This is a genomic window from Stenotrophomonas sp. YJH_SMC_122 (assembly GCF_059369535.1).
The window spans coordinates 83,688-99,687 of sequence record NZ_JCAFST010000010.1; the positions used below are offsets into that span (position 1 = coordinate 83,688).

Genomic DNA, 16,000 nt, shown 5'->3' on the forward strand with positions numbered 1-16,000 from the left:
GAAACCAGAGCCGTTTTTGGCTTTGGTTTTCGCTGTTGCCGGCCAGCGGCCGGCACTACCCCACAGATGCAGGGCGCAGCCCTGCCGCCCACCCTCCCCTGCGCACGAAAACGATTTCACTGATTTCAGCAAACCGTCATCCCTTCGCCACGCCAGTACCATATTGCGGAGCAGCATGCGCCCACGGGCGACCCGTGCTAAAAATCGCCCGCCCATCGCTTAGATCGATCCAAGAACGACACTGCGATGGCCGGGAGTTGGGGGAGCAGCAACAGGACGTACCAGGCCACACGCGCGGCGCTACTGCCATTGCACGGCGACAGCCGCAAAGTCACTTCAAATTAGATCGATTCAAGTTGTCCGTGCCACGTCACCGGATCAATCCAGGAGAGAGGGAGAGATGGGAATGAAGCATTCAACACGTACGCACGGCCAGGACGCATTGTCGCTGGCCATCGCGCTGGCCCTGGCCGCCGCCGTCGTTCCGGCTGGCGCCGCCGCGCAACAGGCCACGTCCACCGGCGGGCAGGATGCCACCACCCTGGACAGCGTCCAGGTCACCGGCTACCGCTACGCCATTGAGAAGAGCCTCGAGCAGAAGCGCGACGCCAACGCCGTGGTCGAGGTGATCACCGCCGAAGACGTTGGCAAGTTCCCCGACAAGAACGTGGCCGACGCACTGCAGCGCGTGCCCGGCGTGGTCATCACCCGCAGCGGTGGCGAAGGCAAGAGTGTCAGCGTGCGCGGCCTCGCGCCGGACCTGACCCTGACCCAGTTGAACGGCAACTTCGTCGCCTCCTCGGAAACCAACAACGAAGCGACCCGCTCCTTCAACTACACCCTGCTGCCGTCGAACATGCTGTCGAGCGCCGAGCTGTTCAAGTCGCCGGAAGCGCGCATCGACGAAGGCGGCATCGGCGGCACGGTCATCCTGCATACCCGGCGTCCGCTGGACATGGAATCCAACTCCGGCTACGTGAACCTGGAGGGCACCACCTCCGACACCAGCCACGATGTCGATCCGCAGGTGTCGGCGCTGTACTCCTGGCACAGCAAGGACGAACGCTTCGGCGTGCTGGTCGGCGTCACCCAGCAGAACCGCACCACCCGCACCATGGAAGCCAGCACCGAGGACTACCAGTGGTACGGCAACGGCACCACCGCCCGCGATGCCAACGGCAATCTGCTGGAACAGGACGGCATCCACTACTGGTGGGGCCAGTCCGGCTTCAACAACCAGGCCGGCAAGAACTACAGCGAATTCTTCATGCCGACCTCGGTGAACTTCGCAGTGAAGGAAGAAAAGCGCGAGCGCAAGGGCGGCCAGCTGACCTTCCAGTTCAAGCCGGTCGACAACGTCACGATGACGGCCAACTACTTCCGCTTTGAACTGCAGGGTGACTACACCCAGAACATGCTGAAGGTGCCGGAGTGGAACCTGGCCCGCTACAACCAGGACGGCAACTGGGCCGGCGGCCGCCTGCTCAACGGCCTGGACTTCGACCCGAGTGGCAGCATCGTCACCGGCGCGCAGTACCAGAAGCTGGCCGGAAAGACCTACTACTGCAGCGAAGAAGAAGCGGCGGCCGCCGGCCTCAAGCCCGGCGGCTGGGGCCCGGACGACTGCACCATCCCCACTCCGCAGCTCACCGGTGGATACAGCAAGGAAAAGGCGCTGTCGCAGACCGCCGACCTGACCATCGACTGGGACATCAGCCCGCTCTGGAAAGCCTCGTTCACCGGCGGCCGCACCTGGTCCGAAGGCGGTCCGTCGATGAATTTCCGCATGTCGGCCAAGCCGCGCCGCAAGGTCGGCAACCAGTGGCAGTCCGGCAACCAGTACACCGCCTGGGACCTGACCGGCACGCCGTCGGTGCAGTTCTCGCCCGACCTGCAGCAGCAGTTGATGGCGGGCGTGGCCGAAGTCGATACCGGCTCGACCGATTCGTCGTGGATGCAGACCGAGGTCAAGCAGAACTACTTCCAGGCCGACGTCACCAAGCTGTTCGAGGCCGGCTGGCTGGATTCGATCCAGTTCGGCGCCAAGTACCGCGATGGCAAGGTCCACCGCAACACCGGCAACACCTATTGGGTGTGCCCGGGCCTGGATCCGTCCGACTATGACAACAATCGCTACCAGGCCGGTTGCGATCCGACCGCAGGCGATGCGCAGCCGGGCTTCTTCCTGTCCAACCCGATCAGCAACATCACCGGCGCGTTCAACGCCAACGTGTTCCCGGGCATCAACTACCCGGCCTACATCGACTACCTGAACAAGACCTACGGTGGCTCGCACAACCGCACCGAAGAAGACTTCGTATACGACGTCAACGAGAAGATCCATTCCGGCTACTTCCAGGCCAACTTCCGCACTGAGCGGGTACGCGGCAACATCGGCGTGCGCGTGGTGCGGACCAAGCAGTTCGCCCAGTCCAGCGATTCGGTCGAGCGCTTCAACGACTACTTCGTCGACAACGCCAGCGGCGCACCGATGAGCTGCGATGATCCGGCCGCCGACCCGAACCTGCGCTGCCAGGGTGGCTTCGTCCGCCTGCCCGACCCGCAGGTGCGCGACAAGGTGTATGCCCTGTCGTCGCTGGAAAAGACCTATACCGACGTGCTGCCCAGCTTCAACATTGCCTGGGACATCACCGACAACCTGGTGCTGCGTGGCGCGGCATCGAAGGTGGTCGCGCGCCCGAGCTACACCAGCATCGCCTATCCCGGTGGCCTGCGCTACATCAGCGAAGAGTACGCCAACGACCGCCGCGTCACCGGCGGCACCGACACGCCCGGCTGGTACGGCTCGGGCAGCAACAAGGCGCTGGAACCGTTCAAGGCGGTCCAGTTCGACCTGGGTCTGGAGTGGTACTTCAAGCCGGGCGCGGTCGCAGGTGTTTCGCTGTTCCGCAAGAACGTGGACAACTTCACCGTGCCGGTGGTGCGCGACCAGCAGATGAACGTCGGCGGGCAGTCGGTCACCGTGCAGAAGTACGAGACCCAGGCCAACGGCCGCGATGGCGTGTCGCAGGGCGTGGAACTGTATGGCCAGTACACGTTCGACTTCGGACTGGGCGTGCAGGCCAACTACACCTACAACGACACCAACCTGGCCTCGATCGTGCTGGATGGCGAGGAAATCGGCTCCTCGCCGCTGGTCGGCAGTGCCAAGAACCAGGCCAACGTTACGGTGTTCTACGAGAACGACAAGTTCCTGGCGCGCGCCTCGTACAACCGTCGTGGTGAAGTGGTCGGCGGCCTGAACAATGGCATGACCACCTACACCGAGCCTTACAGCCAGCTTGACCTGAACGTGGCCTACAACCTCACCCCGGACTGGACGGTGACCGCCGCCGTACTGAACGCCACCAAGTCCGAGCTGCGCAGCTACATCGGCAACGACAGCCAGGCTCGCCTGCTGTCAAACCTGTACGCCGGCCGCCAGCTGTACTTCGGCGTGAACTGGAAGTTCTGAGGCGGCGCCGGGCCTGCCCGGCGCAGTCTTGCCCGCCCCGGCGGAAATGGTCCTCCACGGCAGCCGCGCTGGTACAGGCGGGTGCCGTTTTCATTGGTGCCTGCGCCGCCGTTCAGCCATCTGCTTGACCCTGCCATCGTTGGAAGGTGCACACTGGTTCCACCTCACGAGCACCGAAGGAGCTACAGATGGAATTCCACGTTGACGGCATGACCTGTGGCGGCTGCGCGCGCAGCGTGACCCGCGCGATCCAGCAGATCGATCCGAACGCCAGTGTGGTGGCCGATCCGCCGACCGGCCTGGTCAAGGTGCAGACCACCGCATCACAGGAGCAGGTGTTCGCCGCGCTGAACGATGCGGGTTTCCCGCCGCGCACTGCCTGATCCCCTCTCTTCTGCCACAGCGAAGCCCGCCCCGTGCACTGTCACCGGGCGGTTTTTTTCTGCACGCGACATGGAAACTCAGCGCTTGCGCGCGCGCCGCCGCACCGCGCCGGTCTTCGCTACATCGACCGGCAGCGGGGCCTCATCGTCTTCACCCAACCGCTCCAGGATCGGGCACTCCGGCCGCTCGTCGCCCGCACAGCAACGGATCAGCGATTTCAACGTGTCGACCATCTGCCGCATGCTCTCGATGCGTTGTTCCAGGTCGGCGATGTGCTGCTCGGCCAGGTGCTTGACGTCGGCACTGTGCCGCGCGGTGTCGTTCCACAGGCCCAGCAGTTCACTGATTTCGGCCACCTGGAAGCCGAGATCGCGCGCGCGGCGGATGAAACGCAGGCGATGGATGTCCGCCTGAGAGTACGCCCGGTAGCCCGACTCGGTGCGATCGGCCGCAGGAATCAGGCCAATCTGTTCGTAGTAGCGGATCATTTTCGCCGACACACGGGAGGCCTTGGCGGCTTCACCGATGTTCATGTGGTGCTCCTTCAATGGGTCGTGGCGTGGGCATCCGCCATCGGCGGCTGGAAGCGGCGCAGGCGCAGCGCGTTGCCCAGCACGAACACGCTGGACAGCGCCATCGCACCGGCAGCGAACACCGGCGACAGCAGCACGCCCCAGACCGGGTACAGCACGCCAGCCGCCACCGGAATCAACGCCGTGTTGTAGGCGAAGGCCCAGAACAGGTTCTGGCGGATGTTGCCCAGTGTTGCCTTGGATAGTGCAATGGCATTGGGCACGCCCTGCAGGCTACCCGACATCAGCACCACGTCGGCCGACTCCACCGCGATATCGGTGCCGGTACCAATGGCCAGGCCGACATCAGCCTCAGCCAACGCAGGGGCATCGTTGATGCCGTCGCCGACGAAGGCGACGTGGCCATGCGTGGCCTTGAGGCGGCGCACGGCCTCGACCTTGCCTTCCGGCAGCACCTCGGCCACCACTTCATCGATGCCGAGCTGGCGCGCGATCGCCTGCGCGGTCCCGGCGTTGTCGCCGGTGATCATCGCCACCTTCAGGCCCAACCGATGCAGTGCCGCGATCGCTGCCGGGGTGCTCGGCTTGATCGGATCGGATACCGCGATGATCGCGGCCAGGCGTCCATCGATGGCCACGTACATCGGTGACTTGCCCTGCGTGCCAAGTTCCGCCGCCAATGCTGCGAATGCAGTGATGTCCACGCCCAGGTCGCGCATGAAGCGATCGGCACCGACCTCCACGCGTGCACCCTCGACACTGGCCCGCACGCCCATGCCGGTGACCGATTCGAAGTCGACCATGCCCGGCAACGCGATGCCCTGCCCGGTCGCGGCATCAACAATCGCGCGGGCAATGGGATGCTCCGAGCGCGACTCCACCGCGGCCACTGCCGCGAGCACTGCGCTGCGATCGAAACCGTCCGTGATCTCGAAGTCGGTCAGGCGCGGGCGGCCTTCGGTCAGCGTGCCGGTCTTGTCCACCGCCACCACCTGTGCATCCTTCAACAGCTGCAGCGCTTCACCCTTGCGGAACAGCACGCCCATTTCGGCGCCACGACCGGTTCCGACCATGATCGAGGTCGGCGTGGCCAGGCCCATCGCGCACGGGCAGGCAATGATCAGCACCGCCACCGCATTGACCAGCGCGAAGCTCAGTGCCGGCGAGGGCCCGAAGATCAACCAGACCGCGAAGGTCGCCACTGCGGCCAGCATCACCGCGGGCACAAACCACAACGTGACCTTGTCGACCACCGCCTGGATCGGCAGCTTCGAGCCCTGCGCCTGTTCGACCATTCGGATGATCTGCGCCAGCAGGGTCTGCGCGCCCACGGCCGTGGCTCGCACCGTCAGTGCGCCCTTCTGGTTGACCGTGCCACCCACCACGCTGCTGCCCGGCAGCTTCTCGACCGGAATCGGCTCGCCGCTGATCATCGATTCATCGATGTAGCTGCGGCCTTCAACCACCTCGCCGTCGACCGGGACGCGCTCGCCCGGGCGCACTTCCACCACGTCGCCGCTCTGCACTTCATTGACCGGGATGTCGACCACGCGGCCGTCACGGATCACATGGGCCACCTTGGCCTGCAGGTTGACCAGGCGCTTGATCGCTTCGGAGGTGCGGCCCTTGGCCCGGGCCTCCAGGAAGCGGCCGAGCAGGATCAGCGCGACGATCACCGCCGCCGCTTCGTAGTAGACGTTCACCGTACCGGCCGGCAGCAGCCTTGGCAGGAACGTCGCCACCACCGAATAGCCGAACGCCGCAGCGGTGCCCACCGCCACCAGTGAATTCATGTCCGGCGCACGGCGCAGCAATGCGGGGACGCCCTTCTGGTAGAAGCGACGCCCGGGGATGGCCAGCACCAGGAGCGTCAGTGCGAACTGCAGGTACCAGCTGGCCTGCATGCCGATCGTGGACATCACCCATGCGTGCATGCCGGGAATCAGGTGCGAGCCCATTTCCAGTACGAACACCGGCAGTGCCAGCGCGGTGGCCACGATCAGGTCGCGCTTCAGTTCGGCGCGCTCGACATCCTTCTTTTCCGCAGCCTGATCATCGGACTGCACATCCGCCTCGATCACACGTGCGTCATAGCCGGCCTTGTCGATCGCTGCGACCAGCGCAGCCACGTCCGCCATGCCACGCACCGTGGCCCGCTCGGTGGCCAGGTTGACGCTGGCCTGGCTGACGCCCGGCACGGCCAGCAGCGCGCGTTCGACACGGCCCACGCAGGAAGCGCAGGTCATCCCCTCGACCGCCAGTTCGGTGGTAGCCGCAGGCACGTCATAGCCCACCCGCTCCACCGCCCGGATAAGCGCCGCGCGATCCACCGGGCCCGACGGGCGAATGTCCGCCCGCTCGGTGGCCAGATTCACCGAGACACTGCCCACGCCCTCGACCCTGGACAGTGCTGCCTCGACCCGGCCCACGCAGCTGGCGCAGGTCATGCCCTCGATGGGCAGGCTGATGGTGGAGGGGCTGGCAGGGGCAGCAGCGGCGCGCGGCGTGCTCATGATCGGATTCCCGGGTTTCCTTCTGGATGCGGACAGGCTAAACCTTGCCATCGTGGGAAGGTCAAATCCAGCCTGTCCGCATGCCTGAAGGGGGCGCCGCCCCGGTGGTCCGCTTCCGCATCCACGCATGGCGTGGATCCAGCGGCGGAGGTCGGTCTCCTCAGAAGGTGAACACATACTCCAACGCGAACTCGCGGCCGACCGCGCTCAGCAACCGGGTCGGGGCGAAGTCATAATCCAGCTTGTACGGGTCCTTGTGGTTCCAGCTGGCCGAGTTGAACACGTTGTTGACGTAGACATTGACCTTGGCGTGCTCGGTCACCTGGTAGCCCACGTTGACGTTCCAGGTGATGAACGGCCCAACCCGGCCGAAGTAGCGCGAGGTCTGCTGGCCCGCGTTGGGGTTCGGATTCACCGAACCATCCGGCAGCCGCGCCGGTTCCAGGCAGTTCAGCGCGGGACTGTCACTGGGCACGTAGCCATCGGCGAACGGCAGGCAGCCGCCGGGATTGTCCAGGCGATCGGTGCCCCAGTGATAGCGCACGCCCGGCACCGAGCCCACGCGGTCGGCATAGACGTTGGCGTTCCAGTTGCCGCGCTGCCAGGCCAGGCTCGCGCGCAGCTTGCTGCGCAGGTCACGATCGCGGCGTTCCGGATTCGGGTCGTTGGCGTAGCGCTGCTCCTTGGTCGAGATCTGGTTGGTGTAGTTCAGGCCCAGCTGGAAGCTGCCCCACTGCGCGGTTTCCAGGCGATAGCGAGCAGTCAGGTCGATGCCGCGCACTTCCCGGCTGGCCAGGTTGAACGGGCCGCGCTCGATCGATACCAGGCGGCCGTTGCTGTCACGGTTCACGCGGGCCAGGATGCCGGCGCAATAATCGCCACCGGCCGGATTGGCCCACGGCGTGCCATCGATGTTCTTGCCGGTCAGGCAGCCGGCCTCGCTGGCCAGCACCTCGTCGGCGCCGACGTCGACGATCATGTCCTCCAGCTTGATCGCCCAGTAGTCGGCGCTGACCGACAGGTTGGGCATCACGTCCCAGACGAAGCCGACCGTCCACGAATCGCCGGTCTCCGAGCGCAGCAGCGGCGTGCCACGACGGTTCACGTCGAAGGTGTACCAGACATCGGTGTTGCCCACGCCACAGTTGTTGACCAGGTAGGCACCGCTCTGGATGCAGCGCAGGCGGTCATAGGTCTGCACTTCGGAACTGCTCGGCTGGCCCAGCAGGTAGTGCATGTCCGGCGCGTGGAAGCTGGTGGCGTACGAGCCACGCACCAGCAGCGATTCCACCGGGCGCCATTCCAGGCCGACGTTCCAGGTGGTCTCCTTCTGGCTGCCGATATCCAGCGCTTCACTGCTGTCATCGGCCTTGTAGTTGCCATAGCGGTCGTAGCGGGCGGCGGCGGTGGCCGTCACGCTCTCCAGCAGCGGGATCTTGAACTCGACGCCGGCCGAGTAACGGGTGCGCTCGCCGCCACCGCGATCGACGTTCTGCAGATCGAAGTCGACGCCGGCGCGCGGGTCCGGGCTGAGGTGATAGCCCTGCTGCGCGACTTCGGCCACGGCGGCGAACGAGATCGGGCCGGCCCAGCCCTGGAACAGCTCGCCGGTGATGTCCGCCGAGGCCTGGTTGACCCACGATGACGCGCGGTTCCTGGCCACTGTGCCCATCTGCCAGTACTGGTCAGGCGTCAGCGGGTTCCACCAGCGCGATTCGTTCAACGCGTAGATCGCCTCGCCATCGGCGGTGGTGCCCAGGCGCGGGCCGAGGAAGTAGTCATACGACTTCTGCTCGTCCACCACGTTCTGCCGTTCTTCCACGCGATAGTAGGAACGGCCCACCGTGGCGCTCCAGTCGAAGCGATCGGCAAGGCGGCCACGCAGGCCCGCGCTCCAGTCCCAGGACAGCTCACGGTTGGTGTTGCGCAGGGTGTCCAGGCCACCGACTTCGTTCGGAGTGAACTGGCGCACGCCCAGGATCGGGCGGTTGCGATTGGCATCCCAGTAATAGCCGTTGTCGTCGTCGATCAGCGAGACGCTGGGCGGGTTGGTGCCCCAGATTGCTTCGGAGCGGTACACCGCCAGGTTGGTCCAGGCCTGCAGGTCGCTGCTGAAATCGAAGGTGGCATAGAGGTTGCCGGACACGTTCTCGGCGCCACCGGTCAGCAGCCAGTTGGCGTAGTCGGCGCTCATGCCGCACAGGCGGCCGGTGTTGGTGATGCGGTTGGCGGCGTAGTTGTATACCAGTCGATCGGCCGTGTAGTACTCACCGTCGAACTTCTCGCAGGTACCGGTGGGCGGCGCCAGGCGCTGGCCCGTCGTCGGATCGATCAGCGCCAGCCCGGCCGTGGGACGGAAGCCGACCTTGCGCTGCTCCATGTTCCAGGACGCATACGGTGCATCATCGGCATCGTCCATCTGCGGGCGATCGCGGCCGAACAACGGATCGCGCTTGGTGTACTGCAACGCATAGGTCACGCTCCAGTTGTCCCCTGTCCTGCCGCCGGCCCAGGACAGGTCCCAGGTATCGCGTCCCCCTTCGGTGGAGGTGCCCCCGCGCACGCGCACTTCGTCACCGTCGTAGTCGGTTTTGAGGATGACGTTGACCACGCCGGCGATCGCATCCGAGCCGTAGATGGCCGAGGCGCCACCGGTCAGCACTTCGATCCGCTCCACCGCCGCGGCCGGAATGTTGCCGTAGTTGGAGAAGTTGGTTTCACCGCCGTATGGCAGCGGGTAATCGGCCACGCGGCGGCCATTGACCAGCAGCAGCGAGCGGTTCGGCCCCATCCCGCGCAGGTTCAGCCCGCTGGCGTTGGGCGTGTGCGAACCCCACTGCGAGGCGGCTTCGACGGTACCGGTCGCTTCGGTGAGCGTCTTCAGCGCGTCATACACGCTGACGAAGCCCTCTTTCTGGATCTGCTGCGCGGTGATCACGTTGACCGGGGCCGGGCCTTCGACCGCGGCGCGCTTGATGCGCGAACCGGTAACGGTGACCGCGTCGAGGTCCTTGGTAGACGAGCTTGAGGCTTGCTGCGCATTGGCAGCCAGGGGAAGCAGGGCCAGGATCAGGGCCTGGGACAGCAGGTGGCGACGCTTGTGGACGATCTGAGCCATGGGTGGTTGCTCTTCGAAGATGTGGACGCACGGGCGGACGGTGGCGCGGCACTACGACGGATCCAGGCGCCTGGATCGGTTCACGACCGATCTGGGCACCTCCCCTGTGGATCGATCCAAACTAAAGCACAGCTGAACCACGCCCGGCATGCGGCGGCGCAGCAACAGCCGGCGGTATGCCGCTAACGGCCGCCGGTATCCATAACAATCAAAGAGTTGCGACACATCGCTGAGAGAACGGCGCACGAAGTAGTGACACGATCACGACAACCGCGCGCGGAACGGTTTTGTCCGCCCTCAGCGATTCCCCTCACCCGATCGAGTCGGGACGAAGCGGTCATTTCGGAGCGCGTAGTGGCTCGACGTATCGCCTCCGGGTCCGATACCCGACCACTCGATGGTGAACCCGTCCCCCTGCCAGATGACCGAGGAAAAGTCGGATTCACTGTTGGATCGCCCGGAGTTCTGGCTCGCCGGAGACAGGGCTTCAAGGCAGCTGCTGATCAACACCCTGCCGCGCTCAATGGGCTTCGGTAGGGTCAATTCGTAGACGAACAGATGGATCTCGCGCCCAGCGCCGCAAAGGCCCATCGGGTTATCCGCGTTGGAATCGAATACCTGATACAGCGCGCGCAAACGCCTCGCCCCGATTCGATGTGCACGCGTGTCGAGGAACGCGCCCCGCGCGGTCGGCTCAAGCCTCACCCCAACCATTTCGGGGTCAACCTGCAGGTCCTTGTCGGCAGCCACCTCCCGCACCCACTCCGGTGCATGCCCTTCACGTGCGCCGATTGCAGTGGCTGGCACCGCGCAGACAAGCAGCAGGAACAGTCGAAACATGCGGGAATTCGTTGGCGAACGACGGTATGAACCACTATCGGCAATCACCGACTGCGCCGCCATGCGACGGCGCACCAGCGTATCCATTTCAACGACTTGGCCCGCCGCCCTAGCCGTTCGTACGTGCTGTAAGCGTCACTTCTTCGGCCGCAACGATGGGCAGGCCCAGGGTCGGAGCCATTCTGCGAAGGGATCCGACCCCGGGTCCAAAGAGCAGCCGAGCGTGGGCTCGGCTCTACAGAAGAAGCGGGCTACCTTGCGCCGTCCAGCGCCTGCCGCAGCGCGGCCACGGTGGCGGTGGCGGTCTGGCTCCAGTCCGGGTCCAGGCCGCGCAAAGCCGGGTTCTGGAACTGCATGGCCGAGCGCCGCAGGCCCTTGGCCGAGGCGTGCAGTTCGGTGCAGCCGGTCCGTCGCGCAACGGCGGCGATATTGGCCGGGCCCAGCCCCGCGCCGGCCATCACACTGATGCGTCCCTTCGCCTGGGTCACCAGGCCCGCCAGTACTTCGGCGCCGGCCTCGGCGCTGGCCTGGCCGCCCGAGGTCAGCACGCGCTGGCAACCCAGTCCGATCACCTGTTCCAGTGCCGCAGGCAGATCGCGGGCCGCATCGAACGCGCGATGGAAGGTCACCTGCAGCGGCCCGGCGGCCTGCACCAGTTCACGGCACAACGCGAGGTCGATGTCGCCCTGCACATCCAGCGCACCGATCACCACGCCATCGCAGCCCAGCGCGCGGCACTGCGCGATGTCACGCAGCATCAGTTCGGTTTCCACTGCGTCGTAGTGGAAGTCGCCCGGGCGCGGGCGCACCAGTACGAACAGCGGAATCGACAGGCGCTCGCGTGCGATCGCGATGCTGGCGAACGACGGCGTGGTGCCACCTTCGGCCAGGTTGTCGAACAGCTCGATGCGGTCGGCGCCGCCGGCCTGCGCGGCCAGCGCCGAGGCCAGCGAGTTGCTGGCGATTTCCAGAGTGAGCCGCGTGCTCACGCCTGGGTGCTCGTGTAGATCGACGGCGAGTCACGCAGGTCATCCTGGCGCTGCGCATCGCATACCGCATAGACGAAGCCGCGATGCAACGCGTAGGCGCCCACCTCGCCCTGCTTGTTCATCGCCAGGAAGCACACCTGCAATGTCCTGCTCGCCTCCGGCCGCTTGCGCACCACACGGTCGATTGCCTCGCGGCAGGCCTGCGCCGGCGAGCGCCCCTGGCGCATCAGCTCGACCACCAGGAACGAGGCGGCGTTGCGGATCATCTCCTCACCTACGCCCGAGGCGGTGGCCGCACCCACTTCGTTGTCGACGTACAGGCCGGCACCGATGATCGGGCTGTCGCCGACCCGGCCGTGCAGTTTCCAGGCCATGCCGCTGGTGGTGCAGGCGCCGGCCAGGTTACCGCGGGCATCCAGCGCCAGCATGCCGATGGTGTCGTGGTTGTCGCTGTTGCCAGGAATAGCACGGCGCTCGGCATTGATCTGCGGCTGGTATTTCTCGGTCTTCAGCCACTCGCGCCAGGCCGCTTCGGCCTGCGGCGTCAGCAGGTGCCTGCGCTCGAAACCCTGCTGCACCGCGAACTGCTGCGCGCCCTCGCCCACCAGCAGCACGTGCGGGCTGTTTTCCATCACTTTGCGGGCCACCGACACCGGATGCAGGATGTCGACCAGCGCGGCCACTGCGCCACAACGGCCATCGCCATCCATGATGCTCGCATCCAGGCTCAGCACGCCGTCGCGATCCGGGTTGCCGCAATGGCCGACGGTGGGGTTGCACAGCTCGCTCTCGGCCCAGCGTGCACCGGCTTCAACTGCATCCAGTGCGCTGCCACCCTGCGCCAGCACCTTCCACGCGGCCTGGTTGGCCGGCACGCCGAAGTCCCAGGTCGAAACCACCCTGGCCCCACCCTGCGTGCGCGCCTGCACGCCCGGCAAAGCCGCCATGCCGGCGGCCAGTGCGCCGGCCTGCAGGAACTGCCTGCGATCCACCATCTTCCCCTCCCAGTCTGCAATGCGCGGCCGGCCCGATGCCGGTCGCGGCGATCAGTCGTGCGTGGGCTGCCGCGCGGCATGCCAGACCGCCGCGCCGAGCACGCCCAGCTGGCCATGCTCTACGCGCCATACCGGCACCTGGCGCAGCACCTCGGTCAGCACGCCCTTGTTGAGGAAGCGCTCACGGAAGCGACCATCGGCCAGGAAATCCTGCACATGCGCGGAAATGCCCCCGGCCAGGTAAACCGAACGCGCACCCACCGCGATCGCTGCGTCGCCGGCCAGGCTGCCCAGCCAGGCACAGAACACCTGCAGCGTTTCCACGGCCAGCGCATCCTCACCGCTGCGCGCGGCACCGATCAGTGCTTCGGTACTGCTCCACACTGGAGTGACGCCACGCAGTTCGCACAGGCACGGATACAGGTTCATCAGGCCACTGCCGGACAGCACGCGCTCATTGTCCACATGCGACCAGCGCTGCAGCAGCTTGCCCAGCACCTGCAGCTCCAGCGCATTGCCGGCGCCGAGCGCGGCATGGCCGATTTCACTGGCCAGCACCGGGCGCTCGCCATCGGCAAAGCGCAGCGCGGCGCCGAGGCCGGTACCCGCACCCAGCACCAGCGCCGGGAACGCCTGCGCCGGGTCGGCATCGCCGTTCAACGGCACCAGCGTATCCGGCTGCAGGTAGGGAATGGCCAACGCCACCGCCTCAAAATCATTGATCAGCTGCAGCTCATGCAGCCCGGACTGCGCTCGGGTGGTCGACAGCGAGACCGTCCACGGCAGATTGGAATTGATCAGCACGTCGCCATCGAGCAGGCCGGCGATGGCGACCACCGCGGTCTGCACCGGCTGGCCGAGGCCAGCGGTGAAATCGGCCAGGATCGCGGCCAGGCTCGGATGCTCGGCGCAGGCATAGGTGCGATGGCTGCCCAGCAGGGGTGCCTGGCCGGGCTGCGTTTCAGCCAGCGCCAAACGGGCGAAAGTGCCGCCGACATCGGCGACAACGAGACTGCGCGGAAGACCGCCGCGGGCGGAGTCGGTGGAAACCGGGGACGCTGCTGCGATGGTCACGCTGGCCTGCTTGGATCGATTGAATCGCCCCGATTCTCAGGCATCGGGGCGGCTTTGCCTAGCGCGCCGGCGGTTCAGGTTGGCCTACATGCCTTCCTGTTCGGCTACCTGCACGCCATCCACCAGCACGCGCAGGCGCTGCGGGCGGAAGCCGGCGAACAACAGCGGCCGGGTGCGCTCGACCAGCACCTCATGGCCGGCGATGTGGCGCAGCCACGACTGTACCAGCGAGAACGAGAAGTGGGTGCCCGGATGCAGCGGGTGCTGCACCCAGACCTTCTCGGAGGCGCTCTGCAGCAGCATCGCGCCGGTGAACCAGTGGCGGCTGAGAGTGACCGGCGTGGTGCCGGCCATGAAACGGATATCCATGCGGGGTCCTTTCGCTGGAACGGTGGTGCGGGATCAGGGCTGGGCGGCCTGCAGGCTGTAGCGGGTGGTCGCGGTGAACACCGCGCCATCGGGCTGGGTGGAGCGTACCTCAACCTTGTGGCTGCCCACCGCCAGGTCGGTCGGCAGCGCACCGCGCCAGAGGTGCGGCGATGCGGTGGCCTCCGGTGAGCGGTCGTAGCCGCGCAGGGTGTCGGCCAGGTCGTCGGCCACGTTCTCCACCATCAGGCGCGGATCGGGCTGGCTGACCTGCTTCATCGGCTGCCAGGCGCCACCATCGACGCGGTACTCGACCATGCTGGCATCCTCACCCATATAGACGTTGGCATAGATGCCCCACGCCGGGTAGGCCCCCTGGCGCAGCACCTTGGGGGCATGCAGGCCGATCTGCTCGCTGGCCGGCTTGCCGGCCACGCGGTACTGCAGGCGATAGCTGCCGTTGCCGGCCACGTCGAGCAGTGCATAGCCCTTCGGCGTGCCGTCGCTCATGGTGCTGTCCGGCACACCAGCGGCATTCTTCACCCCCGACCAGAACGCACCGCAGTTGGCACCGACGTTGTATTCGTGCAGCGGCTTGTCACCGTTCCAGCCCTCGGCCTTGCCGTGGTAGACGTGCTGCTGGGTGTGGCTGTGGCCGCTGAGCACCAGCACGTTGCGGAAGTCCTTCAGCAGGTCGAACAGGCGCTGGCGGTCAGCATGACGGAAGGTCTCGCGCCCCGGCGCGGCGTCGAACAGCGGGATGTGCATGCCCAGCACCAGCAGACGGTCCTTGTGCAGGCCCTTCAGGTAGCCGGCAAGGAAGGCGAACTGGTCTTCGCGCAGGCCACCGACATACTTCGGCCTTGCGTTGGGGTCGTACACCACGTCGTCGAGGAACACGAAACTGGCACCGCCCTCTTCCACCGCGTAGGTGTCCGGCCCGTAGAAGTTGCGCCAGCTGTCCAGCGAATGCTCGTCGCTGGCTGCATCGAAATCGAGGTCGTGATTGCCCGGCACATGGAACCACGGCACGCCCAGCGACGTGGTGACCCTGTTGATTGCCGGATACAGGGTCAGATCGTCGCTGACGATGTCACCCAGGGTGGTGCCCATGCGCGCCCTGGTCTGGCCGACCAGTGGCGCCACGATCGACTGCTGGTAGTAGCCGATGTCCTTCAGGCTGGCGGTCTGGGAGTCGGTGAAGACCAGCATCTGGAAGCCGCGACGGCTGTCATGGCGATCCGACTGCAGCGCGAAATCCCAGTTGCGGGTGACATCGCTGGTGGCGGCGATGCCGCCGTACTTCAGCGCCGGCGAGCCGTTCGGGCGGAAGTGGCGCCAGAACGAAGGCAGGCCGTCTGCCGCCTTCGGGAACGAATACGCATCGGGCTTGATCACGAACACGGTCTGGCCATCGCGCACCGGCAGGCTGTAGCTGCCGTCGGCGGCGGTCTTGACGATGACCTCGCCGTTGGAGACCTGCACCCCGGCCAGGCCCGGATCGGTCGCACCGCGGCCCGGCTTGCCGTCACGCTCCAGATAGACCTTGCCGGTGACCACGGTGTCCGCAGCCCAGGCCGGCGAGGTCAGCAACAGGCAGCACAGCCAGGCGGCAGGCAGTTTCATGGGAGACATCCAGCAGAAAGAGACGCGGTATTGTAGAGCCCAGTTACGCTCGGCTGCATTGCCGGCGGGCATGCCGGCCGCTGGCCG

11 protein-coding genes are annotated in these 16,000 nt (G+C 66.2%); 2 read left to right on the plus strand and 9 right to left on the minus strand.

Features of this window, described 5'->3' with window-relative positions:
• The first annotated feature begins 400 nt into the window (after window positions 1-400).
• Window positions 401-3,475, plus strand: a complete 3,075-nt coding sequence (locus tag AC5P66_RS14230) for a TonB-dependent receptor (protein WP_495216442.1) — start codon at window positions 401-403, stop codon at window positions 3,473-3,475.
• A 188-nt stretch (window positions 3,476-3,663) separates the two neighbouring features.
• The gene (locus AC5P66_RS14235) at window positions 3,664-3,858 is read left to right on the plus strand and encodes a heavy-metal-associated domain-containing protein (protein ID WP_049438338.1); all 195 of its coding nucleotides are present in this window, start codon (window positions 3,664-3,666) and stop codon (window positions 3,856-3,858) included.
• Between the two features lie 78 nt (window positions 3,859-3,936).
• Here AC5P66_RS14235 and cueR read toward each other — a convergent pair whose 3' ends face one another.
• The 9 genes from cueR to AC5P66_RS14280 all read right to left on the minus strand — a co-directional run bounded on the left by cueR (window position 3,937) and on the right by AC5P66_RS14280 (window position 15,913).
• Window positions 3,937-4,392 (minus strand): Cu(I)-responsive transcriptional regulator, encoded by a 456-nt coding sequence (gene cueR / locus AC5P66_RS14240; RefSeq protein WP_049438337.1) that lies wholly within the window; start codon window positions 4,390-4,392, stop codon window positions 3,937-3,939.
• An 11-nt stretch (window positions 4,393-4,403) separates the two neighbouring features.
• Window positions 4,404-6,905: a heavy metal translocating P-type ATPase gene (locus AC5P66_RS14245; RefSeq protein WP_495216443.1), complete on the minus strand. Its 2,502-nt coding sequence runs from the start codon at window positions 6,903-6,905 to the stop codon at window positions 4,404-4,406.
• A gap of 160 nt (window positions 6,906-7,065) precedes the next feature.
• Complete coding sequence (locus tag AC5P66_RS14250; RefSeq protein ID WP_495216444.1) at window positions 7,066-10,023, minus strand: TonB-dependent receptor plug domain-containing protein; 2,958 nt, start codon at window positions 10,021-10,023, stop codon at window positions 7,066-7,068.
• A gap of 297 nt (window positions 10,024-10,320) precedes the next feature.
• Window positions 10,321-10,950: a hypothetical protein gene (locus AC5P66_RS14255; RefSeq protein ID WP_448141005.1), complete on the minus strand. Its 630-nt coding sequence runs from the start codon at window positions 10,948-10,950 to the stop codon at window positions 10,321-10,323.
• Between the two features lie 164 nt (window positions 10,951-11,114).
• Complete coding sequence (locus tag AC5P66_RS14260; protein ID WP_111190883.1) at window positions 11,115-11,852, minus strand: copper homeostasis protein CutC; 738 nt, start codon at window positions 11,850-11,852, stop codon at window positions 11,115-11,117.
• Window positions 11,849-12,847 (minus strand): glycosylasparaginase, encoded by a 999-nt coding sequence (locus AC5P66_RS14265; protein ID WP_049438333.1) that lies wholly within the window; start codon window positions 12,845-12,847, stop codon window positions 11,849-11,851. Before AC5P66_RS14265 ends, AC5P66_RS14260 begins: the two co-directional genes overlap by 4 nt.
• 51 nt (window positions 12,848-12,898) lie before the next feature.
• Complete coding sequence (locus tag AC5P66_RS14270; RefSeq protein ID WP_049413782.1) at window positions 12,899-13,921, minus strand: glucokinase family protein; 1,023 nt, start codon at window positions 13,919-13,921, stop codon at window positions 12,899-12,901.
• 84 nt (window positions 13,922-14,005) lie between these two features.
• A complete protein-coding gene (locus AC5P66_RS14275; RefSeq protein WP_065199045.1) occupies window positions 14,006-14,290 on the minus strand; it encodes a hypothetical protein in 285 nt (94 codons plus the stop codon).
• Window positions 14,291-14,323: 33 nt separating this feature from the next.
• The gene (locus AC5P66_RS14280; protein ID WP_263467995.1) at window positions 14,324-15,913 is read right to left on the minus strand and encodes a calcineurin-like phosphoesterase C-terminal domain-containing protein; all 1,590 of its coding nucleotides are present in this window, start codon (window positions 15,911-15,913) and stop codon (window positions 14,324-14,326) included.
• Between the last annotated feature and the right edge of the window lie 87 nt (window positions 15,914-16,000).

Bases quoted from the DNA above. Each gene is read 5' to 3' on its own strand.
- AC5P66_RS14255 (WP_448141005.1), bottom strand. From the start codon at position 10,950: ATGGATACGCTGGTGCGCCGTCGCATGGCGGCGCAGTCGGTGATTGCC.
- AC5P66_RS14245 (WP_495216443.1), bottom strand. From the start codon at position 6,905: ATGAGCACGCCGCGCGCCGCTGCTGCCCCTGCCAGCCCCTCCACCATC.
- AC5P66_RS14235 (WP_049438338.1), top strand. From the start codon at position 3,664: ATGGAATTCCACGTTGACGGCATGACCTGTGGCGGCTGCGCGCGCAGC.
- AC5P66_RS14280 (WP_263467995.1), bottom strand. From the start codon at position 15,913: ATGAAACTGCCTGCCGCCTGGCTGTGCTGCCTGTTGCTGACCTCGCCG.
- AC5P66_RS14230 (WP_495216442.1), top strand. From the start codon at position 401: ATGGGAATGAAGCATTCAACACGTACGCACGGCCAGGACGCATTGTCG.
- AC5P66_RS14250 (WP_495216444.1), bottom strand. From the start codon at position 10,023: ATGGCTCAGATCGTCCACAAGCGTCGCCACCTGCTGTCCCAGGCCCTG.
- AC5P66_RS14265 (WP_049438333.1), bottom strand. From the start codon at position 12,847: ATGGTGGATCGCAGGCAGTTCCTGCAGGCCGGCGCACTGGCCGCCGGC.
- AC5P66_RS14275 (WP_065199045.1), bottom strand. From the start codon at position 14,290: ATGGATATCCGTTTCATGGCCGGCACCACGCCGGTCACTCTCAGCCGC.
- cueR (WP_049438337.1), bottom strand. From the start codon at position 4,392: ATGAACATCGGTGAAGCCGCCAAGGCCTCCCGTGTGTCGGCGAAAATG.